This is a genomic window from Sulfurimonas sp. HSL3-7 (genome assembly GCF_039645985.1).
In the GTDB taxonomy this organism is placed as follows: Bacteria; Campylobacterota; Campylobacteria; order Campylobacterales; family Sulfurimonadaceae; genus Sulfonitrofixus; species Sulfonitrofixus jiaomeiensis.
In genome coordinates this window covers 1,366,871-1,389,576 of the sequence record NZ_CP147919.1, presented here as the reverse complement: position 1 = coordinate 1,389,576, position 22,706 = coordinate 1,366,871, and the positions used below count along the sequence as shown (strand labels likewise).

Genomic DNA, 22,706 nt, shown 5'->3' with positions numbered 1-22,706 from the left:
ATGAAATTTTATGTTGCTACCGATCATGCAGGAATCGATCTAAAGGACCTAACTGTAGAGATGCTTCGCGCCAAAGGGCACGACGTTGAAGATCTCGGACCCTTCTCTAAAGAGAGAGTGGATTATCCCGACTATGCGGTCAAAGTGTGCGAAAGTGTTTTAGACGACAATGCGGCGCACGGTATCCTGATCTGCGGTTCGGGTATCGGCATGAGTATGTCGGCCAACCGATTTCACGGCATACGCGCGGCACTTTGCCATGACGCCTATACAGCTTCAATGGCACGCGCCCATAATGATGCCAACGTGCTATGCTACGGCGAACGTGTTGTCGGGCCGGGTGTTGCCGAATCGATCATCGACGCGTGGATAGCGGGTACATTTGAAGGCGGTCGCCACTGCGGTCGCGTTGAAAAGATCGAAGCCATTCAAGGATAAGCATGCAACTGAGCAAAGAGCAGCGCGACATTATCGAAGGGGCGGTCCGTGATATCCCCGATTTTCCGAAACCGGGCATCGTTTTCAAAGATATAACGACCATTCTAAACAACCCGGAAGCTTTTAAAACCCTGCAGGACCACCTGTATGAGCGCTACCGCTCTTATGAGCTTGACTACGTCGCTGGTATCGATGCGCGCGGTTTTATTTTCGGTTCTGCACTGGCACGCGATCTGGGTATCGGGTTTGTGCCGATCCGTAAAAAAGGCAAACTCCCGTACACGACCGTCTCTGAAAAGTATGTTTTGGAGTACGGTATCGATGAAGTCGAGATCCATATTGATGCGTTTACTGAGAAACCAAATGCACGTGTACTGCTTATTGATGACCTGATTGCTACAGGCGGAACTGCTACGGCGGCATCCACACTTATCTCCAAAGTCGGCGCCGAGTGTGTCGAAGCCTGTTTTATCATGGGGCTTACCTTCCTTGAAGGCATCAAAAAACTTGAAGAAAATACCGCTGTCTACAGCGTAATAGAGGTTGATTAATGTATATCCCTTCCCCGTCTAAATTTGATCCGGACGAAAACGGCCATTTCGGTATCTTCGGCGGACGCTATGTCCCCGAGACCCTTATGCCGGCTCTTCTGGAACTTAACGAAGAGTACAAAAAGATCCGTTTCGACAAAGATTTCTGGGCGGAGGTCGACTACTATCTGAAAGACTATGTCGGCCGCCCTTCGCCGCTCTACTATGCCCACAACCTCTCCGAAGAGCTGGGCGCCAGGATCTACCTTAAACGTGAAGACCTGAACCATACCGGTGCACATAAGGTCAACAACGTCATTGCACAGGGACTGATGGCAAAGCGTCTCGGCAAGAAAAAGGTCATCGCAGAGACAGGTGCCGGTCAACACGGTGTGGCAACGGCAACCATCTCCGCACTGCTCGGTCTAGAATGCGAGATATTCATGGGTGCCAAAGATGTCAAACGACAGGAGCTCAACGTCTTCAGGATGAAACTGCTCGGCGCCAAGGTGCATGCGGTCGAGAGCGGTTCAAAGACCCTCAAAGACGCGATGAACGACGCTATCCGCCACTGGGTCACCAATGCGCGCGACACCTTCTATATCATCGGCACGGTTGCCGGCCCGCACCCCTACCCGATGATGGTTCGCGATTTTCAGGCAATCATCGGCAAAGAGGCGCGCGAACAGATACTTGAGAAAGAGAACCGTCTGCCTGACCATGTTATCGCCTGTATCGGCGGCGGATCAAATGCGATCGGGACCTTTCAGCATTTCCTCGAAGACGAAGAGGTTGAATGCATCGGCATAGAGGCCGGCGGTCACGGTGTCGGTACCGACAAACACGGCTGTTCGCTTCTGATGGGGCGCCCGGGTGTGCTGCATGGCCAGATGTCCTATCTGCTTCAAGACAGTGACGGTCAGATCATCGAAGCACACTCCATCTCTGCAGGTCTCGACTACCCCGGTATCGGACCGGAACACGCCTTTCACAAAGAACAGGGCAATGTCACCTATGACAATATAACGGACGAGGAGGCACTTGAGGCCTTTGTATGGCTCTCGCAAAAAGAGGGGATCATCCCGGCACTTGAGAGTTCACACGCCATTGCTTACCTGAAAAAGATGAAAAACATCGACGGCAAACTCATCATTGTCACCCTCTCCGGCCGCGGCGACAAAGACATGATCCAGGCCAAAGAGCTTCTCCACTTTGACTAAAACAAGGTGAGTACGTCTCACCTTGTCTTTTTTTAAGCACCCTCTTTCTCTACTTCATAAGAATATTGGTTAGAATACTATTTAAACTACTATATAAAACCATGGAGCATCAATGCAAGTCATATTGAAAAACGAACCACTATCTGCGATCAGTGCCGAACTTACAGTACTTTTTTTGACCAAAGAGAGTCTGGAGACGAGCGAATACAAAGAGAAGCTCTCCAAGACAGGTTTTAAGGCGGAACAGGATGAGTTCTGCATCCTGCATGAGAGTGCCCTGGCCGTCTGCGGTATCGAGGGGTACGACGCTGCATCCCTTCGTTCAGCTGCCGCAGCCGTCATTACAAAGGTCAAGACCTTTAACTACAGCTCACTTAAAGTGGCACAATACTTTCTTAACAACGTCGCTGCGCTGGTTGAGGGTTTTGTGATGGGTGGCTACAGCTTCAGGATGTACAAATCAAAGCCAAAGCCTGTCGCTTTGAAAGAGGTCATCTTCTCCAATGACAACTTCAACAGCGATGCATTCGATTTTAAAACGCTTGAAAAAGATTTTAACGATGCACTTATTGTTGCGACAGCAACCAACTTCACCCGTGAACTGGTCAATACGACGCCGCAGGACCTCACACCGGCCACGATGACGGTCATCGCTGAAGACCTCGCTTCCGACAACGGTCTTGACTGTTACATCCTTGATGAAAATGCGCTGGAAGAAGAGAAGATGGAGGCTATTTTGGCTGTCGGCCGCGCCTCTGCCCATCCACCGCGCCTTATCCACCTTGCCTACAAACCAAAGAACGCTGAAAAATGCGTCACGCTGGTCGGAAAAGGCCTGACCTACGACAGCGGCGGGCTGAGTCTCAAGCCTGCCACATCGATGGTGACCATGAAGATGGATAAAGCGGGTGCCTGTGCGGTTCTCGGCATGATGAAAGCGGTCAGTGAGTTAAAACTCCCTGTTGAAGTGCACGGCTTTATCGGTACCGCTGAAAACATGATCGACGGTTCGTCCTACAAACCGGACGATGTTTTGAAAGCCCGTAACGGCACCACCATTGAAGTACGCAATACCGATGCCGAAGGCCGTCTTGTCCTGGCCGACGTCCTCTCGTATGCACAGGACAAGGTGAAGTCGGACTACCTCTTTGACTATGCCACACTGACCGGTGCCTGCATGGTCGCTCTCGGGCCGTATACAACCGGCATGATGGGCCACTCCGATCAACTCAAGCATGATCTATTTAAAGCAACATCGGATTCGGGTGAGCTGCTTGGTACATTGCCCTTCAATGACCATCTCAAGAAGCTGATCAAAAGTGATATTGCCGACGTCTGCAACATCGGATCGAAGCCTTACGGCGGTGCGATTACCGCAGCACTCTTCTTGGACCATTTTATCACCGAAGAGATGAAACAGAAATGGATGCATTTCGATATAGCAGGACCTGCCTACACCGAGAGCCCTTGGGATGTCTACGAACACGGTGCGACCGGTGCGGGTGTGCGCATGACCGTGAAATTTCTGTACTCCCTGATTGAAAAGTAGCTTCAGAAGCCGTAAAGCGTCTACAGAGAGATTGCCATGAGCCGGACAGGTATGATCGAGTCGCTCATTGCAGAGGGGGTCTTGGAGACGCCCTCACTGATCAAAGCCTTTGAACGGGTTGACCGGGCGGATTTTGTTCTGCCACCCTTCAAAGAGGATGCCTACGAGGACTGTGCTCTGCCGATATGGTGCGAGCAGACGATATCACAGCCCTACACCGTTGCCTTTATGCTTGAACTGCTTCAGCCGCAGCCTGTCGACCGTATCATGGACATAGGATCGGGCTCGGGATGGACTACGGCCCTGTTGGCATCGGTCTGCCAACATGTTGATGCCGTCGAACGCCATGAAGAGCTCCTTGCTTTCGCGAAAGGCAATCTTGCAAAATACCCTTTCAACAACATCACCCTTCACAAAGCCGGGCGGACGCTGGGGCTCAAGGGTGAACACTTTGACAAGATACTGGTCTCTTGTTCTGCTGACGAAATGCCGCAGCAGCTGCTCGATCAGCTTTCACCGGGCGGAACGATGGTCATTCCTCTGCAGAGCAGTATATTCAAAGTCATCAAGAACCTTGACGGTTCACTGCAGAAAGAGGAGCACCCCGGCTTTCTTTTTGTCCCTTTGGTCGAGGATGATGACTACTCGGGTTTGTTCTAAGCAAGCATGGATAAAAGAGAGTGAGAACATAACGGCTTCAGCCGACCCGGAAAGAATCAAGCGTTTATCAGATTTGATTCAGTGCCTTCACCTTGAATCAGAAAAATCCCTTTTTCATACAGTTTTTGTACCGCCTCTTCATTGGGAACATTGCAGGCGATGACGGTGCTGCCTATGCTCTCAGTAAGAAGCCTCAGTGTTAATAATGATTGGTCGCTTTGACTTAAAAAGTAGTTCATATCGCCTTTTATATAGACGGGGTGCAGTTTTTCCAGATAATTGAAGTTTTCGTTTTCACCGATAAAATCATACAATGCTATACCTATATCGTAGCGTTCAAACAGCTGTTTATACTGCAGGATTTTGTTAAGGTTTTTAGCGGCAACTCTATCAGGGATTTCAATGACCATCTTAAACGGCAAGCCAGCCATGTGTGTTTCAAAAAATGCAGACAGCTCTTCGTACATCTTTTGTCTCTCCAAGCTGTTCATAGACACTTTAAAGCTACAGGTATTGCCTTTTAATTGATGCGGAGGATTCTCAAAAAGCATCTGTATGGTTTTGTGATGAATGCGTGAGCAAAGACCTATCTGTGCTGTAGGCGGAATAAAGTGGTCATAGCTGTAACGGCTTCCATCTGCTGCCTTCAGGACAACGTCAAGCGCATAATAGCGACGGCGTCCCGTTTTACTGTCGATGACATCCAGTAATTTAAAATCAAATGTATTATGATCAATGGCATAATTGACAACTTCCCGCCAAGCATCTTTGCCTAAAATTTTTGAACTGCTTGTCCCTTGGTTGAAATAGACATTTTTGTACTGGAACTTCGCAACGGCAAGAACGGTGTCAACACGCATTAGAAGCTCTGAAAGCGTGCATTTTTTACTGTTTTCATAGAGCCCCATAACACTGTACGTCTGTTTTGTGTCAATGTTCAAAGCGGCGATCTCCTGCTCAATGGTTGCAGAGATTTTATGAGCCATTTCCAAAGTGTCCTGCCCCAAAATACCGGGTAGAAAGAGAAAGAACTCTGTTTCATTCAGCCGTGCCAGCATCCTGTTTTCGAAACCAGCCGTCTCATGCGTTAAGATCTCTGCCGTTTTCACAAAAAGAGTCTCCATTGCTTTATACCCTATCTGCATTACATCGACACCGTTCAACTCTAACAACAACACCGTACCTTCATACGAATTTGTCTCTTTTACAAAATAGTCCATAAAATGCTCTGTCAAAAACTTTCTGTTTTTCATCTGTGTCATCGGGTCAAGATAGGCCAACTCTTTTTGTCGTTTCATCTCTCTATTGGCCTCAACAAAAACATTTTTCAGCCGAAGCACCATCTGGTTAATCGCCAATACCACCTCTTTAAACTCCCTAGTGCGCGGTATCTTTTCTTGAATAATGAACTCATTTTTGATAATAGACTCGGCTTGTTGACGAATCCTTCCAAGCGGTCGTAGAACGATCAAAAAAAGACCATATAACGCCACGAATCCGAACAGAAGAATAAACCCGAAGGAGAGCATCAGGTTTTTAAATATTTCGTAAAGCCGGGTTTCGATGCGACTGCTGTCACTTTGTACCTGCAGTATACCTATCTGTTTCCATCCGGTAAATACGTTGGCCGAGGCGATCGGTGCTTCTATATTGATTAATGCCAAGAACCACGCCGGTGTCGAAACACGCTCCGGCTTCATAATTTGATGACAAATGGTGTTGTTGTCAACATCAAGCAGGCGTATCTGATGGTAACGCCCGCTGTCAAAATTTGCCTCGATCATCGTCTTTAACATCACCGTATCACCATCTGTGGTAGCAAGAGAGAGGCTCAGCGACGTTGCCGTATTTTTTGCATCCTGGTACAACTCATCTTCTGCAGCACTGCTGGCGCTTGCAAAGTTAAGCACTAAAACAGTGACAACAATAGCCACCATCAAGAGCATAAGAACAGCAGCCGTCTGCTTAAAAAGTGTCATATTTTTTTCCTTTTCATATTGTCTTGCAGTATCTCCCACTCTTTATGCGACCGATAGTCGATTTGATGACCGATACTATCATCCCTTGCCTTATAAAGCGTATCACCGTTAAAATAGTAGATCGGTGTCAAATCTGTACGTTTTGATGCGGGTATAACCCTCTCACTATTATTATCTAAAACCAGGGGCTCGCTCCGCGGCGTTTTAAAATAGGTCAAAACCATGTGCGGTATTTTAGAATTCCTGGGTCTGACATAAGTGAAGAAAAGCTTCTTGCCATCGACACCAAGGTAGATCAATGCGTAATATTTAGCAATGACATAATCCTCGCAATCGCCTCTGTTTTGACCTAAAAATTCCCAAGGCGTCGCCCAGTAATTTTTTACCCCATAGATCTCCATATCGGAGCCGTAGTGGACACTGTTATAAAACCTGTTCACCACAGAGAGCTTTTTGACGTCATCAGCATATTTGACGCGGTCTAAAATCTTCTGTAAATTTTCAAATCTTTTTTGAGCATTTTGGTTGTATTTTACCGTTATTCGCTTTAGCAATGCATCGTCGACATAGGGTCTGCCGGCATCGGTTTCATCGGCTTTTAACAATAAGATCAATAAAAAAACAAAAAACAATAATAAAGCTTTCATCAGGCTATATACTAGCACAAAAGTACTGTTTAGAGCTTCTGAAATAGGCAGTTTTAACGTGGGATCTATACAGCCGTTATAGCGACGTCTATAAAACCCTTACCGCACTTTGGATTAAGTCAACCCCCTTTTTGAAGCTAGATTGAGTATAATTGCGCCATTAAAACAACTTTTTATCTACAAGGAATCACTATGGGTTTAGCTATCGGCCTCGTCGGTCTGCCAAATGTCGGAAAATCAACTACTTTCAATGCGTTGACTAAAGCGCAAAATGCAGAGGCTGCAAACTACCCTTTCTGTACGATAGAACCAAACAAAGCGGTCGTACCGGTACCGGACAAACGTCTCGATGAACTGGCCAAGATCGTCAATCCTGAGCGTATTCAGCACTCCACACTCGACTTTGTCGACATCGCAGGTCTGGTCAAAGGCGCCAGCAAGGGCGAAGGGCTCGGTAACAAATTCCTATCCAACATCCGCGAGACAGAGGTGATCCTGCAGATCGTCCGCTGTTTTGAAGACGAGAATATCGTTCACACTGAAGGCTCCATCGACCCTATCCGCGACATCGAGATCATTGAGACGGAACTGATCCTCGCCGACGTCGAAGCGCTCAACAACCGCATCGAACGCCTTAAAAAACAGGCAAAGGCTGATAAAGACGCCAAAGCACTGATGGAGTTCGCGCAGGAGCTGGCCGAATACCTTGCCGACGGCCAACTTGCCCGTAACTATCCCGAAGCCGACAGCGAGATGTTCGCCAAACTCAACCAGGATCTCCGCCTCCTTACGGCAAAAGAGATCATGTACGGTGCCAATGTCGACGAGGACGGCCTGCTTGAAGACAATGACTTCGTCAAGGCTGTCAAAGCGCATGCCGAAGCGAACAATTGTGAAGTGATCAAGCTCTGCGCCAAGTTCGAAGAGGAACTTGTCGGCATGTCCGACGAAGAGGCGGCCGAATTCCTCGGCGAAATGGGCGTCGAAGAGTCGGGTCTTGCGCAGATCATCCAGAAAGGGTTCGACAAACTCGGCCTGATGAGCTATTTTACGGCCGGTGTCAAAGAGGTCCGCGCCTGGACGATCCGCAAAAATACCACTGCACCGAAAGCGGCAGCCGTCATCCACAACGACTTCGAGAAAGGGTTCATCCGCGCCGAGGTGATCAGCTACGAGGACTTTATCGCCAACGGCGGCGAAGCCGGTGCCAAAGAGGCCGGCAAGATGCGTCTTGAAGGTAAAGATTATATCGTCCAGGACGGCGATATCATGCACTTCCGCTTCAACGTATAACAGTTTACGTAAAGATCAAATGGACTTTTTCCATTTGTATTCCAGTTCTTATTTTCCTATTTAAGATCAAAGTGAGATACGTGTAAAGTCCATTCGCTGTTTCTACAAGGATTTATTACAGATTTTTTGCCTGATATAGACTGATGGCAGATAATGTAAATGAATCTTGCAGTTTGCCGTCTTTTATATAATGAAAAATATCATCTTTTCGTATTTTAACTACTGCTAAAACTTCTGAATCCGCCTCTTTGATTTTGTCGTTTTGTGCAACATGTGCAAAATAAATATCGATGTTTGAAGACAATATTGCAGAATTGGGATTAATAGTTCCAAGTTTCACTATCTTTTTTTTATCGATTTTATACCCTGTCTCTTCATATGCTTCCCGTATTGCGGTATCGGCACTGCTTTCATTGTCTTCGCCATACCCTCTAGGCAATTCAATCACTGTTTTACCTATAGCTTTTCTATGGTTTTTTACAAAAATAAAATTTTCATTATCTTCCAACATCAATATTACGGCACCATTGTCTGAGTTTTTTTCAATTAAGTAATGCCATCTGCCATCTTTTAAAACTGAAAACCACGCATTTTTATAAACAATCTCTTTCATTTTACCTCTAACCCCATTTTCGTCGCCAGTTTCGGATAGAGACCATACCAGTTTTTGCGAGATGAAAATGACAACATTTCGTCCTCAATAAAACTTATCGCTTTACCTGTGATAAATTTTGCCAATTCCAGTTGGCCCAATGTCGATATGAACTCAAACTTGTCGTATGCGTATTTAATCAATTCTATTTCATTTCTTAATGCATTGAATGTGACACCGGCAGATAATATCTGTGCAGGAATTTTATCTAACATTTTTATATTGTCCTGAATAAAACCTTCGCCGCTGTATATAAACAGTGAATTATAGGCGGGGTCGATGATTTCATTTTTTATGGTATTGATTTTTAGTAGTTCATTCTTAAAAAAATCACTTAAAAATTGGTACCATTCGGATCTGGAGATCAATTTTTGGGATTTAGACAGAAAGTCCAGATACTCCTCATTATTGAAAAAATAGCTTCCATACAATCCCTTCTTCTGCTCTAAATCAGACAATCTTTTCTGTATCTCCAAAGTTAGACTGTTTGTTACGATGGAGGCATTTTCATATTTTGGGTTAACTTCTTTGATAACATTATCAAGGGTATGTATTTGATATTTTAGTGTTTGCAATTCGCTGCTTGTTAATTCGCCTTTTGTTTTACCATTAAAGCTGGAAACTTTGTACGTGTTTGGCAGGTTTTCAAAGTATTCCGCAAACGACTTAGTATTTTCAATATTCAGACCCCTGATAACAAAGTTACCGTAGCCTTCTTCATTAAGAAATTTTATTACATTTTTTTGTTCCAATACACTCGACACGCCGAGACTGTCAAATACAATATTGGGAGACAATATCACACCATCTCCAAATACCAATCCAATCAACATCCTTTTTCGCACTTCATTTAAAGGTTGTTCCCTCACGGAATCACAATTCGACAAAAATATTTTTTCTTTAAACAACATATAAATCACCTCTTGATGATAACTATAACTAGTAACACCCTACATGTATATGAATAAATCTGAATTCATAAAATAAATATTTTACTGCACTGAGGCATATCCTATATTGCATATTTTTACTTTTTTCCAACACATCGCTTCTTGAAATTCACTTTTTTTGCAGCAGACCGATAATATTTTTCACCTCAGTAATCATGTCAAAACTCTTTTCTATAAGTTCGAAAGTATAACCTTGCCTATTAAGTAGATTGACATAATCGGGATGAAAAAAACGAAACGACAATCCTTGGTCTTTTACTTCAAAATCTATATATATTTTTTTGTCAATGAGTGTAACAAAGACACCCCAGCCTCTCTGACTTGAAAGAAATGTCAACCTCTCCAAACATTTTGACGTAAAATTCGACCTGTAGCAGTGCCATTGTCCGTGTATACCGCATAGTGTTTATCGAATGACGGATCATCCATCAAGATCTTTTTCAGGTCTTTATGATGGCTATGCAGTGAACCTTTGCCCAAATACCCGAAATGCCGTTGTGCGGCAGTTGACAAAATACAAATAGAACCGTCTGTGTGAAAACTGTTCTCGACAACGGTAAAGAGACCTTCAAAATCGGTATAGCTGCGGCCACCCGTTCCGCCAATGGAATGAGATGCCACAGCGTACGCAAGTTTAATACGGGAATCATTCTCTTGTATATAGATCAGATTATTGCTTTGCAGAGTAAACGTATCACGCCATATAAACTTGGAGTTCAGCAACTCCTCATGGCTGACACCGTTCATTGGTTCATAGACAAGACTGGCGTCCCACTCACGGAGCAATGGTGTAACAACCTTGTTTTGGTATGTGCGGATAATATTTTTTTCATTTAGAAAAAGAAACCAGATTACAAAAAGAGACGGGAACCCGATAAAGAAGATCTTTGTCGATCTTTGAAATACTTCATCAAAATCAAAACTGCCCGTGTAAACATCGACGCCTGCCCAGACAAACGGCATCACAAACACGGCCAGAAATGCCGATAAAAAGAGCAGGCTTCCGATTCGCTGCCGGTCCCGTACAGTTACACCGCCATAGAATTTCGGTTCTATGTATGCAGTAAAATAGTTGTAGATCTTTGTTCTATTTTTCAAAACTGCCCCATATGTAATTATTGAGATGAATCGCATGTCTGTTTCTTTGATAGATAAACAGCCCTCTCATTCTATTAAATTCAAAAAGCCCGGTTATCTTCATATTTGTGCGACTGCGAACAATGATTCAAGCTACATTGCACCCGGTACCAAAAATATCGAGAACGAATAGACAAAGAAACTGTCACCGCCGAATTGATACCAATGAAAGTCAAACATGTGCAGTCGAAAGTCTTCAGAACCCACCATAACGCCTATACCTACAGCTGTCCCGATATTGCTCGCATCTTTATCTAACGTATAATAGTTGGCATGGACCATGCCGGCATTGAACTGGACCCACCAATTTTCCGGGCGCGCAGTAAGATAAAGTGCCTGCGAGTCAAAGGCCAGGATACTGTTCCCCTCAGAACCGTTTGCCCTCTCGTCATCAACATCGCTCTTGGATGTCAAGCCGTTGATCGCATGCAGCTGTGTGCCAAAGTACCAGCTGTTAATTTCAGGCAGCTCATATCCGAGCTGTATATCAAAGCCCTTGTCCGATCCCTCCGATGCACCGGGATTAACAAGTGCGAACCCAAGACCGGCATCAAAACCTTCGGCCTGTAGTGTAGAAAACGTGCCGGATATCAGAAAAAGTGCGAAGCAGATCAACATCTTTTGCATATGATTTCCTCATTCGCTATATATCTTACTGTTTAATGTATAGGTATATGCCTGTTATATTTCTGAGATTGGACAAAAGAGCCTATCCGATTTTTTTCCGTTATTTTTGCAGGACGTCATAGCCTTGAGTCGCCAACAGATCGACTATCCCCTTCTTGCCGACGACATGCCCTGCTCCGACAACGACAAAGTAGTCTCTGTCTGAACCTAAGTAAGCCATAATCTTCTCTGCCATCTTGTAGTTGCGTCTGGTCACAAGGTCATCATAGATATCTTTCAAATCCGCATCGTTCTGCATGGGGAGAAGAAACATCTTCTCCATCGCCTCAGCATCACCGTTTTTCCAGCTTGTGAACAATCTGTTCAGCATCGTTTCCATCTCATCCATCGATGCCAATGTGTAGCGCAGCAGCTTCTCCTGGTAGGCCCTGTCCTCTCTGCTGAGCAGTGTCATCTGCTCCTCAATGGTCTCGAGCGCCACAATCGCTTTTCTCTCCACTTTGGCGCGGTCAAGAAAATGTTTGTCTATGCCCAGTTCGGGAGCGTAGCCCAAACGCAGCATCTCCGTCATACTGAGCTGCATCATCACCACCCAGGGGCGCATCGGCTCCAGGGTCTCCAAGGGTATGCCTCTCTTGCGGGTAAAGCTCCTTAATGCCCTGTACGTTGTTTCCGATAATTCACTCCGCAGCGTTCTGCCCTTAGGATAGGTTCCCAAGGTCTTCATAGCATTTTGCATGGCGATCATCGATTCACTGCTTTCGGCATCGACTTCAACAACCAGCACATCGCTCTTGTTATAAGACTCTTCGATCACACTCCTCAGGGGGTAGAGCTCCGGTTTTGCCAGATGTATGGAGCCCAGTATATAGACGGTACTGCTTGGAGAACTGACTTGATAAAGCAGGCTTTTGGCATCCAGGGGCAGTGCGAAGATCAGAAAAACAATGAGAATAGAACCTGTTCTTTTAAACACAGTTTTCCTTTGAGAATAGACTATTTTCTACTACCGATTAGGGGATCGGTGTCGAAAAATAATCAAAAAAGATCACCATCAATACGGAAGAGACCAGCAGCGAAAGCAGCATTGCGGGCGTCCCTTTTCTAAACCACATTCCGGGTTTGATCGCCAGAGAAGGATCACTGTACTCTTTTGCGATGCGTTCTGAGAGCGTCACAACGTACACATTGGCCGTAGAGCCCAGATGCGTGCCGTTACCGCCCATGCCGACACCGATAGCCAATGCCCACCAAAGAGGCGTTATGTTGATGCCGTGCGCTTCCAGCCCCAGAAGCACAGGGATCATCCCCACGGTAAAAGGGATGTTGTCGATCAGAGAGGAAAGAAGCGCGGCAATCCACATAAGCAGGATCGTTGAGAGCAGCAGATCATGCTTAACGAAAGGGAGAAGAAAAGTACCGATAAACTGTAAAAAATGGCTCTGTTCTGCGCCGCCGATCAGGATAAAGAGCGCAATAAAAAAAGTCAAAAGCGTGATCTCCACTTTTGCAAAGGTGCTGTCCAGATCGATCGTTGGTGCGATAAAGAGCAGAAACACAAAACCGGAAGCGGCAACCATCCACGGCTCCCATCCAAGCAGGTGGTGCACCATAAACAAAACGACAATGATGCTCAGAGCCAAGATCGCAGCTTGCCATGTCCTGCTGTCTTCGAGCACAAGGGATTTTGAGAAATCAGGTATCAACGGTATTTCGCTCAATTCTCTGCGGAAAATAAACCGAAGCGCCAGCATGATCGTTATCCATGCGACCATGACGACGCCTCCCATATGCATCAGAAAAGTACTGAAATCAATATGTGCTGCAGAACCGATCATCAGGTTTGGCGGGTCGCCCACCAAGGTGGCAACACCGCCGACATTTGAAAGCATCGCAGCGGCGATGAGGTAGGGAACAGGATTGACCTTTAATGCCTGGGTGATCAGTACGATCAGGGGGCCAAAGATTACAACAGTCGTCACATTGTCAAGCATAAGAGAGAAAAGAGATACCGCCAAGCCGATTAGAACCATCAGTAAAAAGAGTCTTCCGCGACTATAGTGGGCGACATTGTAGGCAATAATATGAAAACCGCCGGTGGGGATCATGATGGCCACAATAGTCATCATCGTACCCAACAATAGCACGACATTCCAATCAATCGCCTCTATAGCGTCTTCGGGAGAATAGAAGTCCAGCATCTGTCCCGCGATCACCATCGCCATGGCGCCAAGAAGTGCAAATTTCGTACGATGGAAGCCGTGCAGCCCCTCGGTAAAGATGCCTATAAACGTGATTGTCATGATGAGAGCAGAAACCAACATGGGCGTGTCAAATACTAAAATGTTCATACGGGATTTTAGCGTACAGACCTTTCACAGAGGCTGTATTAATAGAAATACATATTCCAGGTGGTATTATGTTTCTATTGGTATCGAACATACGCTATGGATTTGATCAGGAGTGTAGTAAGTTAACTCGCAAATCCTCTTTTAAAAACCTGCTTTTTGACCACGATCTCTTTTTGCTTCTCTTTACGGCGTGTGTCTTTCTCGACAAAGATCTTCTTGCGTGTTACCGGGTCCATTTCGGTATAGTACATCACTGCTGAGTAGGTTCCAGGTGTCGGCGTAAAGACCTGTGCCTGTTCGGGGTTCATCTTGAGCTCCTCCTGCGTAAAACGTTTCAGCTCGTGCATGTCTTTCTCTTCGCAGCCGGGATGCGCCGCGATGAGGTAGTAGGTCAGAAACTGCTTTTTTCCCTCTTCCCGGTTGAGCTTGTCATAAAGCTTTTTAAAGTCGATCAGCGTCTGCTTGCCCGGTTTGCCCATAAGGTCCAGCACGTGCTGCTGCGTATGCTCAGGCGCTACTTTCATCTGACCGGAGATGTGGTGGCGCACCAGCTCTTTGAGATAGGAGTAGCCGTGTTTCGGGTCCTCGTTGATCAGGTCGTAACGGATCCCGGAAGCGACGAAAGCCTTTTTGACTCCCGGCACTTCTCTCACCTGCTTCATCATGTTGATGACGCGGCTGTGGTCAACGCGCATCGATGAACAGAGATGGCGGGAGTCGACACAACGCTGATGGTCGCAGGTGCCGAGTTTGAGCTTCTTCTTACATTCGTAGCCGTACATATTGGCCGTCGGACCGCCGACATCGGAGATGATCCCCTTGAAATCTTTGTAGGTGGTGAACTCCTTGGCCTCGGCGACGATGGATTCTTCGGAACGGGTGCGGATGGTACGGCCCTGATGAACGCCGATGGCACAGAAGTTACACTCGCCCCAGCACCCCTGATGGGTCATGATGGAGAACTTGATGGTCTCAAGACACTTTACCTTCCCCTGCGGTCGGTGGTAGGGGTGGAGTTCGCGGGTGAATGGCAGGGCCGAGACGGCATCCATCTCACTCTCATCCAGGTAGTCACACGGCGGGTTCTGGATGCTGTAGCGCGTATCGACCTTCTGGCATAGCCCCTTGGCCGAAATGGGATCGTTGTTGTCGTAGAAAAGATCGAAGAGGTCAATGAACTTCTCTTTCTCCTTAAGGCACTCGTCATGTGACGGCAGCTGGTGGTACGCCTCAACCGGCTCTTTGGCGATGTAGCAAAGCCCCCTGATGTCGCGGTACTCTTTCCCCTCGTCCAGTGCATGTACCAGTTCACGGAGCGCAGTCTCGCCCATGCCGTAGATAAGAATGTCGGCCTTGGAGTCAAAAAGGATCGGCTTGCGGAGCTTGTTGGTCCAGTAGTCGTAGTGCGTAACGCGGCGCAGGCTCGCTTCGATGCCGCCGAGAACGATCGGTACGGTGTTCTTGAAATAACGGCGTATCAGATTGCTATAGACCAGCACCGCGCGGTCGGGTCGCTTGTTGTTTTTGCCGCCGGGAGTATAATCGTCACTGTTTCTAAACTTCTTCGTGGCGGTATAGTTGGAGACCATTGAATCGATGCTCCCGCCGCTGACACCCCAGAAGAGGCGCGGTTCGCCCAGGCGGCCGATATCTTCACCGTTTTCAATGTCAGGCTGGCCGATGATGCCGACCTTGTAGCCCATCTGTTCAAGCATGCGGCCGACAACCGCTGTACCGATGAACGGCGAGTCGATGTAGGCATCACCCGAGATCAGGACGACGTCGCACTGTTTCCAGCCGCGGCGCTCCATCTCCTCACGGGTAGTGACAAGAAAGTCCTTCTCACTAAAAGCAGCTTCGTCTGTATTGTTTTTAATAGGTTTTTTTCTGCTCATAGGTGATCTTTCAAGGCATTATTGTTTTGAAATTATATCGAAAAACAGGCCTCTCTTTATCAATATTATATAATATAACTTCGTTTTTCCTATCAATATAGAACCATATAAAGGTGGTATATGCTGCATGTTTACTTTTTAAACATAAAAGTGATTTAAAAATATTTCTACTACGATATATTTATAGATACCCAAATATGATAGGAGTCAGTTATGATTGCAATTCCACTCGACCGCAGAGAAGCGACAACGATTTCTCAAGAGTACATCAAAGCGCCGTTTTTTGCATTGCTCGATACAGATACGGGTTATTACAAGGTCATTGACAACACAAAGAAAAGCAGTCTGGTCGTCGAACTGATCAGCGATCACGGTGCTGATGCAACAGTCTGCCATACGTTTGATGATTCTGTCTGTACAATCTGCGAGCAGCATGGCATGTCAGTTTTTGAACTACCAAAGGGTTCAGTCACTATTGATGATGTCTATATGGAAGCACGTCAACACACCGAACTTTTTACCTGATATTTTTTACTGCAGTAACGATTGACTTTGTGTTTCTCATCTCCTCAGGACGTGAAACCATATTCTTACAATCCGGATTATATCGTTGATCATGAACTTTTTCTTCTCCATAGTTCGACAGAGCTTTTCCAATTTACACTATAAATCGCCTTCTCCGTGCAGATGTGAAAGATATGTGCTAAATTACTAGTAAAATCTAGTAAAATATGGGGATAATAAAGGAAAACATATGGAAAATATTGAAGTACCGGAAGGAATGAACCCCGAAGTATTAAAACATCTGATGGATCCTCAGAATTACGGTAAGCTGGACGATGCAAACGGCATCGGTGTGGCTCATGATGAGAAGACCGGTGAGTTCGTCATTTTCTACATCAAGACCGACAATGACGCCATCAACGATGTCCGATTTGCGACCAACGGCTGCCAGGACACCGTTGTCGTGGGTTCAATGTTTACCGAGATCATCAAAGGCAAAAGTATCGAAGACGGGAAAAAAGCGATCGCACTGCTTGAGCAGAAGATCGGCATTGTGACGCCGCAGCAGCGCATCTGTGCCGAAATGGTCTTTAACGCATTTATCGCCTCGCTCATTAATTTGGAAAACCTCAAACGTGGCGAAAAAGAAGAGATGCATGTCATCAACAGCGAAGAGAGCTGCGAGATTGAAGCAAAGGATGAGAATGAATAAGCTCTACCAGGTAAAACACGAACTGTGGCTCGATATATTGTTTGCCTCATTTGCTGTCGAAAACAGGGAGATCAAAGAGCGCCTCTATGACTTTTCGATGATCGCCTTTCGTCATATGAAATGGCTGGGGGAGTCTCTTCTTGAAAAGGGTGACGATTACAACTATGACCGTTCAAAGACACTGCACAAGAGAGAAAGCAACTTTGAGATCTTTCAATACCTTATCCGGGAGATCAAAGCGGCCCAGGAAGTTTATGAACCCGGCGTCCTGACGGCAAGGATCATCACCGATGAGAACTATCTCATCCAGTACCTTGCCTCTCTGCTCGAAAACAGTGAAAATGATGCCAGAGTCACCGCTTTCGACATGCACCGCACAATGCCTAGTAAGAACCTTGACGCCGTGCAGACCGATGCACTGACCATCTTCCTGTTCGAAGAGTCCTACAAAGAGTATGAACTTATTCTGGTCTATGCCTATATGCAGGCACGTACCGGCGAACTGCTCCATTTCAATGTTTTCCAGGATCTGATTGATGAATCGCATTTCCACCTCAAATCATTCGGGAATATGATGGCGCAGATGGGCATCCTGGCCCTGCCCCGCGAACTGCATGAGATGACCTACAAGGTCACCGACATAGAGAAGTTTGTGATTAACGGTATCCAGGAGGAGGAGAACGCGAAAGAGGAGTGCCGTGCCTTGGCCGAAGCCGTCAATGACACGGAACTTTCACAGTTTTTTGACTTCATCAATTATCAGGAAAACTACCATATTGAGTTGATGAAGAAGCTGCTGTAAAGTAGGCGTTTCACAGCCACTCTTCATTATGAACAGGCTCGAAGATCCCCCTTTACAGAGACAACGATTGTCTGTCTGAGCGATTACTATCTTTTTCTGGCCACGAGAGAAGCGATCTTCACTTTCTCGCCGCTGAGATTGATATCATCTTTTTCTTCATAATAGATAATATCAAGACCGATAAAGGTGTGCAGCAGCTCATTTTTGCGCAGTACAAAGTCCAGGTTCGACGGCTGATGATACGCTTCGCCGTGGGCCACTATAAAGGTCTCGAAGAGGAGCAGACCGCCCTCTTTCAGCGCCTCCTTGATCTGCGGAAAATGACGTCGGTCAAGATAATTGCAATTGACGATAAGGTCATAGGTGTTATAGTCAAGTCTATAGGTATCGAGATCAGTGTCGATCTTGTTGATCGTTGCCATGTTTTTTATTTTAGAGAGGGCATAGTCCGAATAGTCAACGGCATCGACCACAAACCCTTTTTCTGCAAGATAATGGGTATTGCGTCCTGTACCGGCTGCAATATCCAAGGCCCGGCCTACCGTTGCTAAAGGGAGGTATTTTTCAACGATCTTCGCTACTTTGTCCGGCATAGGCATTGTCGTGTACTTCTCATTCCATCTGGATTTGTCTTCTAGCATAAATATCCTTGTTGATAATGGCCAAGATTTTAGCGAAATAGAGACAATTGAATTATTATAGGAAGAGTATCAACCTCTAACAAAAAAGATTTTGCAGAAGATACACACTAAAAGAGTTAAACAGCAGAACATAGGGGGTGTCCTGCTGCAAGTGCGATGGAATTATTCGGCGCCTTCACCAAAGGTGTTGTAGATATATTCCGCCATCTTCTCGTCAGAGACCTTCCCTTCACGCTCTTCGATGTTTTTTAGATTCTCTCTCATGACAGAGTCGTAATAGTGACTCTCAAAACCTTTGCTTCTGAGGTCGACCAGCTTATCAACCAGCTCCTCTTTGGTCAATGTATTCAACGCAGGACCGTAAATGTTTGTCTTCTCTTGCGAAGCGATACCGTGTGTTCCGGCTTCTTCGGATTTAACACCGGGTTCCTCTTTGATCTGCGGGACGCCGTTTGCAGTGGCGCCGTGGCAGTTGGCACAACGGTTTACGTAGATATCCCCCATCTCCTGGGTTGTTTGGGCAGAACAGACGTTTGACACCACCAAAGACGCAATACCGATCATGAATAAACTTGCTTTTTTCATTTCTAACTCCTAAACTTAAATATAATTCATCATATCACGTTATATTTAAAAAAAATCTTATTTTAAATTATATAAATGACTTATATATCACAACCATTATATTTAACAGGAGATGAAAATTTTTATCTGCGGATGTCAGGAATTGAAACTGATGCTGCAGATCAGCTGTTGTAAATTAGATATGTAAGGTCTGATCAGAACAATGGATTGAAGGTGAAATGGCTGAATGTCTTTCGACACTCAGGCTGTAAATGCCATAAGAGGAGAACGTCTCTTACGACTCGTTCGAGAAGATCAAAAGTGCCTTATCATCTCTGTCGTAAAGCGATATTTTCTCATGCTTAATGAGCTTCAGGGCCCGTTTGCGCCGGAAAAACGAGAGCGGATGAAAGTACTGGGTAATCATCTGCTGCTCTTTGGTGTAGCATTCACCCTCGCCCTTTTCAAAATAGGTGAAGATCGTACGCAGTTCATCTTCGTCAAATACGGCATCGACACTCAGAAAGCCATGTTCGTCTTCGGCGTTCATCGTACCCTCGGCAACCGCACTGAAACCGTATTTTGTGTTGATGTCGGCGATAAACAGCCCTTTTGGCTTCAGTACCTTGGCGACATTGTCCAAAAAGGTCTCGAGTTCTTCGGTGTTCATAAAGTTCAGGACATCAAAGACGGCGACAGCCGCATCGTACTGCCCTTTTTCATCGGCGACATCGATGCATTCCGCATTCAGCCCCTTGGCTTTCGCCTCTGCGACCATCACTTCGCTCAGGTCGATCCCCTTCGCCTCGATATTGTCAAAAGCGAGCTGTTCCATCAAACCGCCCCGGCCGCAGCCGATGTCGAGGACCGATTTTACGCCGTAGGCCTCAAGTGTCTGCGCGTAGGAGTCGTGCAGAAACTGGGTGGACTCTTCGATGCCGAGGAGATGCTCTACACGGGCGTACAGTTCGAGATCATTTCGTTTCATTGACAACGTCGTTGATCTTTTCGTAAATATCAAGGATCTCTGATTTTTTCTCAAAGAAACTGTTTTTGTTGGCGATGAGATAGGTCGAAGACTCCATGATCTCTTCGACCACTTCAAGGCCGTTCTGCTTCATGGTCGTTCCGGTTTCGACGATATCGACGATCATGTCGGCAAGCCCGACCAGCGGCGCGAGCTCAATGGAGCCGTAGAGCTTGATCACGTCTGCGGCAATCGCGCGCTCCGCAAAATAGCGCTTGGTAATATTGACCATCTTGGTAGCGACTTTTATCTCTGCCTTGGTAAGGTCAAGTTTCTCGCCCTTACGCATGCCGATAGCCACCTTGCAGACTCCGCGGCGAAGGTCCAGCAGGCGAATAACATCCAGTCCCTGCTCTTCAAGCGTATCAAGCCCTACCACGCCGATATCGGCCGCCTGATGGTAGACATACGTCGCGACGTCCTGGTTGCGCACCAATAAAAAACGAAAGTTCGGTGTTTCTAAGATCAATTTACGATCATCAAAGGCAAACGACTCACCAAAAATCGTCTCAAATATCTCCAGTGTCTCTTGTGCGATGCGCCCTTTAGGCAGTGCAACTGTTAACATCTCATCTCCATCATCTTTTTCATCCCCTTAAACAGCAGTTGTTCATCAACAACCGCCCCAGGAAATATTTTTGCCAACTTTTCGGCATCCCCGCCTGTCAGATAGATCATCTTGTTATGGCGCGTCACTTCGCTGTAGAGCGTGCGAAGAACCCCATAACTGATTGCATCCCGGGAATTTTTCGGCATTTTATCCAAATCAAGCTCAAAATTGAGACTGTAGTCCAGTCTCGGGGAAATATTGGCATAGCTCTCTCGCATCGCCGCAAGACCTGGATAGATGAAACCGCCCTCGAATCTGCCTTCATTCACCAGGTCGACGGTGATGGCGCTTCCAGCGTCAATGACCAGCCCCTCTTCTATCGCTTCACAGGCCATAATACGGTCAACACCCATCGTCTCATAGTAGCTATCCCAATCAATGCAGCTGCGCATATCATGCCAATTGGAGAGTGCGGACAATTTTTTATCCGCCGTAGGGTTGACACTGATATAGTAGACCTCTTCCTTAACGGATGCCGGATCGAACTCCTCCGCCAATACTTTGAATGCATTCTCCCCCTCTAAAAAGTGGTACGAGGTGTTGCCGATATCGCAAAATATCAAATTATTTTCCATTTGGCTTCGCCGAAGGCTTTTTTAGCTTTGGAACAGAGCGGCGCATCGATGATCAATATCCTGTATTTGTAGTTATGCCCGCTGTATGTCACCAGTTTTTGATAGATCTCTTCAAATTTGGCCACATCTTTCATCAACAGACGGCTCTTCTGCGAGACCATAAAAAGTGCTGTATGGTAGCCGTTCATGTCGGTCGCCGAGAAGATGCGGATCTTATTGCGCACATTCAACTCTTTTGGCTGGATCTCGATGAGCTGTTTATAGAGCTTGCCTTTGGACTGCAATTGATCGATCAATGCTTTCATATACTCTCTTTTTGGAATTTCGTGAATCTGAAGCACGTAGTATTACCCTTGAAATCTTTAGAAATTGTGTTGTTATTGTAGTGGATTTTGGGTGAGTTTTGGGTTAGTCAGGTCCTGCCGTACTTTTTCGGCTGGTTTATGGCAGGGATCTGCACGTCTGCTGTCGCTCAGATTTGCTTCTTTGTCTATTGCGTGTTGCGAAAATACGGCGGTAAAAGGGCTCATGCCATCGGATGATGTTTCAAAACGGTCTCTTGGAGGTTCTGTTTCTGTATATGGGTATAGACCTGTGTTGTCAAGAGCGAGGAGTGACCCAAAAGCTCCTGGACGACACGAAGATCCGCACCGCCCAAAATCAGTGCAGTTGCATAGGAGTGACGCAGGACATGGGGCGAGACACCGAGATATTTTTTGGTGATTTTGAAAGCAGAGACGCGGCTTAACCCGCTCGCGGTGTAATTGAGCCAGATCTGCTCTTTTTCAAAGGGCACCTCCTGAAGATAGATCTGCAAAAGTCCCAGCGCCTCTTTTGCCACGGGAATAAGTCGCTCTTTTTCTCCCTTGCCGTGGCGTACCCGCAGCCAGTTGCCGTCAATATCTTCACGGCGCATATTCAAACACTCGCTGATACGCATTCCGGTAGCGTAGAGAAAGAGGATCAATGCCGCATCGCGTTTACCTATCCATGTCGTCTGATCGATACTGCTTATACCGCTTCGTATCTGCTCATAGCTCAAAAACTTAGGAAGATTTTTCGGGATTTTTGCGAGTTTTATCTTTTGGCGATCCGCTACGAACTCACTTCGGAAACAGAAATCGAAAAAGGCGTTGATGGCGGAGAGTTTGCGGTTAAGCGTCCGTTTGTTCTCATACGCAGAGAGTGCATTCAAGGTGCCGGCGGTATCGAGAGCGATCAGCGGTTTTTTTGTCAACTCTTCGATCTGAAGAAGATCGCTTTTATACGCTTCACAACTCTTTTTCGAAAGGGCTTTCGTGACTTGAATATACTCTAGAAAAGCCTCAAGTTCGTTTGACATC

General features: G+C 46.3%; 25 protein-coding genes. 9 read left to right on the top strand and 16 right to left on the bottom strand.

The annotated features are described in order from the left end of the window. The 5 genes from rpiB (at nt 1) to WCY20_RS06985 (ending at nt 4,397) form a co-directional block, all read left to right on the top strand. Nucleotides 1–438 carry a ribose 5-phosphate isomerase B gene (gene rpiB / locus WCY20_RS07005; RefSeq protein ID WP_345978118.1) on the top strand — a complete coding sequence of 146 codons (438 nt, stop codon included), beginning with the start codon at nt 1–3 and terminating at the stop codon, nt 436–438. A 2-nt stretch (nt 439–440) separates the two neighbouring features. Continuing rightward, on the top strand, nt 441–989 hold the full coding sequence (locus WCY20_RS07000) for an adenine phosphoribosyltransferase (RefSeq protein WP_345978116.1): 549 nt from the start codon (nt 441–443) through the stop codon (nt 987–989). After that, the gene (trpB, locus tag WCY20_RS06995) at nt 989–2,188 is read left to right on the top strand and encodes a tryptophan synthase subunit beta (RefSeq protein ID WP_345978114.1); all 1,200 of its coding nucleotides are present in this window, start codon (nt 989–991) and stop codon (nt 2,186–2,188) included. Before WCY20_RS07000 ends, trpB begins: the two co-directional genes overlap by 1 nt. A gap of 112 nt (nt 2,189–2,300) precedes the next feature. Further along, nucleotides 2,301–3,737 (top strand): leucyl aminopeptidase, encoded by a 1,437-nt coding sequence (locus WCY20_RS06990; protein WP_345978112.1) that lies wholly within the window; start codon nt 2,301–2,303, stop codon nt 3,735–3,737. A 36-nt stretch (nt 3,738–3,773) separates the two neighbouring features. Next, nucleotides 3,774–4,397 carry a methyltransferase domain-containing protein gene (locus WCY20_RS06985; protein ID WP_345978110.1) on the top strand — a complete coding sequence of 208 codons (624 nt, stop codon included), beginning with the start codon at nt 3,774–3,776 and terminating at the stop codon, nt 4,395–4,397. Nucleotides 4,398–4,453: 56 nt separating this feature from the next. Here WCY20_RS06985 and WCY20_RS06980 read toward each other — a convergent pair whose 3' ends face one another. Both WCY20_RS06980 and WCY20_RS06975 read right to left on the bottom strand, forming a co-directional pair. Further along, a complete protein-coding gene (locus WCY20_RS06980) occupies nt 4,454–6,376 on the bottom strand; it encodes a LapD/MoxY N-terminal periplasmic domain-containing protein (RefSeq protein WP_345978109.1) in 1,923 nt (640 codons plus the stop codon). After that, entirely contained in the window at nt 6,373–7,023 is a 651-nt protein-coding gene (locus WCY20_RS06975; RefSeq protein ID WP_345978108.1) for a transglutaminase-like cysteine peptidase, read from the bottom strand. Before WCY20_RS06975 ends, WCY20_RS06980 begins: the two co-directional genes overlap by 4 nt. 192 nt (nt 7,024–7,215) lie before the next feature. On the opposite strand from WCY20_RS06975, the gene ychF reads away from it, so the two are divergent. Further along, on the top strand, nt 7,216–8,316 hold the full coding sequence (gene ychF / locus WCY20_RS06970) for a redox-regulated ATPase YchF (RefSeq protein ID WP_345978106.1): 1,101 nt from the start codon (nt 7,216–7,218) through the stop codon (nt 8,314–8,316). A 115-nt stretch (nt 8,317–8,431) separates the two neighbouring features. On the opposite strand, the gene WCY20_RS06965 is transcribed toward ychF, so the two are convergent. From WCY20_RS06965 to WCY20_RS06935, 7 genes are all read right to left on the bottom strand, one after another. Then, the gene (locus tag WCY20_RS06965) at nt 8,432–8,929 is read right to left on the bottom strand and encodes an NUDIX hydrolase (RefSeq protein WP_345978105.1); all 498 of its coding nucleotides are present in this window, start codon (nt 8,927–8,929) and stop codon (nt 8,432–8,434) included. Next, nucleotides 8,926–9,879 (bottom strand): hypothetical protein, encoded by a 954-nt coding sequence (locus WCY20_RS06960; protein ID WP_345978104.1) that lies wholly within the window; start codon nt 9,877–9,879, stop codon nt 8,926–8,928. The genes WCY20_RS06965 and WCY20_RS06960 overlap by 4 nt, the downstream gene beginning before the upstream one ends. A gap of 372 nt (nt 9,880–10,251) precedes the next feature. Beyond that, nucleotides 10,252–11,016, bottom strand: a complete 765-nt coding sequence (locus tag WCY20_RS06955; RefSeq protein ID WP_345978102.1) for a DUF3137 domain-containing protein — start codon at nt 11,014–11,016, stop codon at nt 10,252–10,254. Nucleotides 11,017–11,148: 132 nt separating this feature from the next. Then, complete coding sequence (locus WCY20_RS06950) at nt 11,149–11,682, bottom strand: hypothetical protein (RefSeq protein ID WP_345978101.1); 534 nt, start codon at nt 11,680–11,682, stop codon at nt 11,149–11,151. A gap of 100 nt (nt 11,683–11,782) precedes the next feature. Next, nucleotides 11,783–12,658 carry a TraB/GumN family protein gene (locus WCY20_RS06945; protein ID WP_345978099.1) on the bottom strand — a complete coding sequence of 292 codons (876 nt, stop codon included), beginning with the start codon at nt 12,656–12,658 and terminating at the stop codon, nt 11,783–11,785. A 37-nt stretch (nt 12,659–12,695) separates the two neighbouring features. Next, on the bottom strand, nt 12,696–14,033 hold the full coding sequence (locus tag WCY20_RS06940; protein WP_345978097.1) for an SLC13 family permease: 1,338 nt from the start codon (nt 14,031–14,033) through the stop codon (nt 12,696–12,698). A gap of 122 nt (nt 14,034–14,155) precedes the next feature. Beyond that, nucleotides 14,156–15,928, bottom strand: a complete 1,773-nt coding sequence (locus WCY20_RS06935) for a YgiQ family radical SAM protein (RefSeq protein ID WP_345978096.1) — start codon at nt 15,926–15,928, stop codon at nt 14,156–14,158. A gap of 213 nt (nt 15,929–16,141) precedes the next feature. On the opposite strand from WCY20_RS06935, the gene WCY20_RS06930 reads away from it, so the two are divergent. The 3 genes from WCY20_RS06930 to WCY20_RS06920 all read left to right on the top strand — a co-directional run bounded on the left by WCY20_RS06930 (nt 16,142) and on the right by WCY20_RS06920 (nt 17,946). Then, complete coding sequence (locus tag WCY20_RS06930; RefSeq protein ID WP_345978094.1) at nt 16,142–16,453, top strand: NifB/NifX family molybdenum-iron cluster-binding protein; 312 nt, start codon at nt 16,142–16,144, stop codon at nt 16,451–16,453. 229 nt (nt 16,454–16,682) lie between these two features. After that, nucleotides 16,683–17,144: an iron-sulfur cluster assembly scaffold protein gene (locus WCY20_RS06925; protein WP_345978093.1), complete on the top strand. Its 462-nt coding sequence runs from the start codon at nt 16,683–16,685 to the stop codon at nt 17,142–17,144. After that, nucleotides 17,137–17,946, top strand: a complete 810-nt coding sequence (locus WCY20_RS06920) for an iron-binding protein (RefSeq protein ID WP_345978092.1) — start codon at nt 17,137–17,139, stop codon at nt 17,944–17,946. Before WCY20_RS06925 ends, WCY20_RS06920 begins: the two co-directional genes overlap by 8 nt. Before the next feature lie 86 nt (nt 17,947–18,032). Here WCY20_RS06920 and WCY20_RS06915 read toward each other — a convergent pair whose 3' ends face one another. The 7 genes from WCY20_RS06915 to WCY20_RS06885 form a co-directional block, all read right to left on the bottom strand. Next, nucleotides 18,033–18,587, bottom strand: a complete 555-nt coding sequence (locus tag WCY20_RS06915; RefSeq protein ID WP_345978090.1) for a methyltransferase domain-containing protein — start codon at nt 18,585–18,587, stop codon at nt 18,033–18,035. 162 nt (nt 18,588–18,749) lie between these two features. Then, a complete protein-coding gene (locus tag WCY20_RS06910; protein WP_345978089.1) occupies nt 18,750–19,172 on the bottom strand; it encodes a hypothetical protein in 423 nt (140 codons plus the stop codon). Nucleotides 19,173–19,446: 274 nt separating this feature from the next. Further along, the gene (locus WCY20_RS06905; protein ID WP_345978088.1) at nt 19,447–20,139 is read right to left on the bottom strand and encodes a class I SAM-dependent methyltransferase; all 693 of its coding nucleotides are present in this window, start codon (nt 20,137–20,139) and stop codon (nt 19,447–19,449) included. Continuing rightward, complete coding sequence (gene hisG / locus WCY20_RS06900; protein ID WP_345978086.1) at nt 20,126–20,746, bottom strand: ATP phosphoribosyltransferase; 621 nt, start codon at nt 20,744–20,746, stop codon at nt 20,126–20,128. The genes WCY20_RS06905 and hisG overlap by 14 nt, the downstream gene beginning before the upstream one ends. Next, a complete protein-coding gene (locus WCY20_RS06895) occupies nt 20,740–21,351 on the bottom strand; it encodes a type III pantothenate kinase (protein WP_345978084.1) in 612 nt (203 codons plus the stop codon). Before WCY20_RS06895 ends, hisG begins: the two co-directional genes overlap by 7 nt. Then, nucleotides 21,348–21,668 carry a hypothetical protein gene (locus tag WCY20_RS06890; RefSeq protein ID WP_345978082.1) on the bottom strand — a complete coding sequence of 107 codons (321 nt, stop codon included), beginning with the start codon at nt 21,666–21,668 and terminating at the stop codon, nt 21,348–21,350. The genes WCY20_RS06895 and WCY20_RS06890 overlap by 4 nt, the downstream gene beginning before the upstream one ends. A 221-nt stretch (nt 21,669–21,889) precedes the next feature. Continuing rightward, nucleotides 21,890–22,705: a tyrosine-type recombinase/integrase gene (locus WCY20_RS06885; protein ID WP_345978080.1), complete on the bottom strand. Its 816-nt coding sequence runs from the start codon at nt 22,703–22,705 to the stop codon at nt 21,890–21,892. Nucleotide 22,706 lies beyond the last annotated feature (1 nt).

Coding starts and splice junctions, on each gene's coding strand:
- WCY20_RS06930 (WP_345978094.1), top strand. CDS start 16,142: ATGATTGCAATTCCACTCGACCGCAGAGAAGCGACAACGATTTCTCAA.
- hisG (WP_345978086.1), bottom strand. CDS start 20,746: ATGTTAACAGTTGCACTGCCTAAAGGGCGCATCGCACAAGAGACACTG.
- WCY20_RS06965 (WP_345978105.1), bottom strand. CDS start 8,929: ATGAAAGAGATTGTTTATAAAAATGCGTGGTTTTCAGTTTTAAAAGAT.
- WCY20_RS06950 (WP_345978101.1), bottom strand. CDS start 11,682: ATGCAAAAGATGTTGATCTGCTTCGCACTTTTTCTGATATCCGGCACG.
- ychF (WP_345978106.1), top strand. CDS start 7,216: ATGGGTTTAGCTATCGGCCTCGTCGGTCTGCCAAATGTCGGAAAATCA.
- WCY20_RS06960 (WP_345978104.1), bottom strand. CDS start 9,879: ATGTTGTTTAAAGAAAAAATATTTTTGTCGAATTGTGATTCCGTGAGG.
- WCY20_RS06915 (WP_345978090.1), bottom strand. CDS start 18,587: ATGCTAGAAGACAAATCCAGATGGAATGAGAAGTACACGACAATGCCT.
- WCY20_RS06885 (WP_345978080.1), bottom strand. CDS start 22,705: ATGTCAAACGAACTTGAGGCTTTTCTAGAGTATATTCAAGTCACGAAA.
- WCY20_RS06940 (WP_345978097.1), bottom strand. CDS start 14,033: ATGAACATTTTAGTATTTGACACGCCCATGTTGGTTTCTGCTCTCATC.
- WCY20_RS06980 (WP_345978109.1), bottom strand. CDS start 6,376: ATGACACTTTTTAAGCAGACGGCTGCTGTTCTTATGCTCTTGATGGTG.
- WCY20_RS06985 (WP_345978110.1), top strand. CDS start 3,774: ATGAGCCGGACAGGTATGATCGAGTCGCTCATTGCAGAGGGGGTCTTG.
- rpiB (WP_345978118.1), top strand. CDS start 1: ATGAAATTTTATGTTGCTACCGATCATGCAGGAATCGATCTAAAGGAC.
- WCY20_RS06935 (WP_345978096.1), bottom strand. CDS start 15,928: ATGAGCAGAAAAAAACCTATTAAAAACAATACAGACGAAGCTGCTTTT.
- WCY20_RS06990 (WP_345978112.1), top strand. CDS start 2,301: ATGCAAGTCATATTGAAAAACGAACCACTATCTGCGATCAGTGCCGAA.
- WCY20_RS06905 (WP_345978088.1), bottom strand. CDS start 20,139: ATGAAACGAAATGATCTCGAACTGTACGCCCGTGTAGAGCATCTCCTC.
- WCY20_RS06920 (WP_345978092.1), top strand. CDS start 17,137: ATGAATAAGCTCTACCAGGTAAAACACGAACTGTGGCTCGATATATTG.
- WCY20_RS06910 (WP_345978089.1), bottom strand. CDS start 19,172: ATGAAAAAAGCAAGTTTATTCATGATCGGTATTGCGTCTTTGGTGGTG.
- WCY20_RS06975 (WP_345978108.1), bottom strand. CDS start 7,023: ATGAAAGCTTTATTATTGTTTTTTGTTTTTTTATTGATCTTATTGTTA.
- WCY20_RS06925 (WP_345978093.1), top strand. CDS start 16,683: ATGGAAAATATTGAAGTACCGGAAGGAATGAACCCCGAAGTATTAAAA.
- WCY20_RS07000 (WP_345978116.1), top strand. CDS start 441: ATGCAACTGAGCAAAGAGCAGCGCGACATTATCGAAGGGGCGGTCCGT.
- WCY20_RS06890 (WP_345978082.1), bottom strand. CDS start 21,668: ATGAAAGCATTGATCGATCAATTGCAGTCCAAAGGCAAGCTCTATAAA.
- trpB (WP_345978114.1), top strand. CDS start 989: ATGTATATCCCTTCCCCGTCTAAATTTGATCCGGACGAAAACGGCCAT.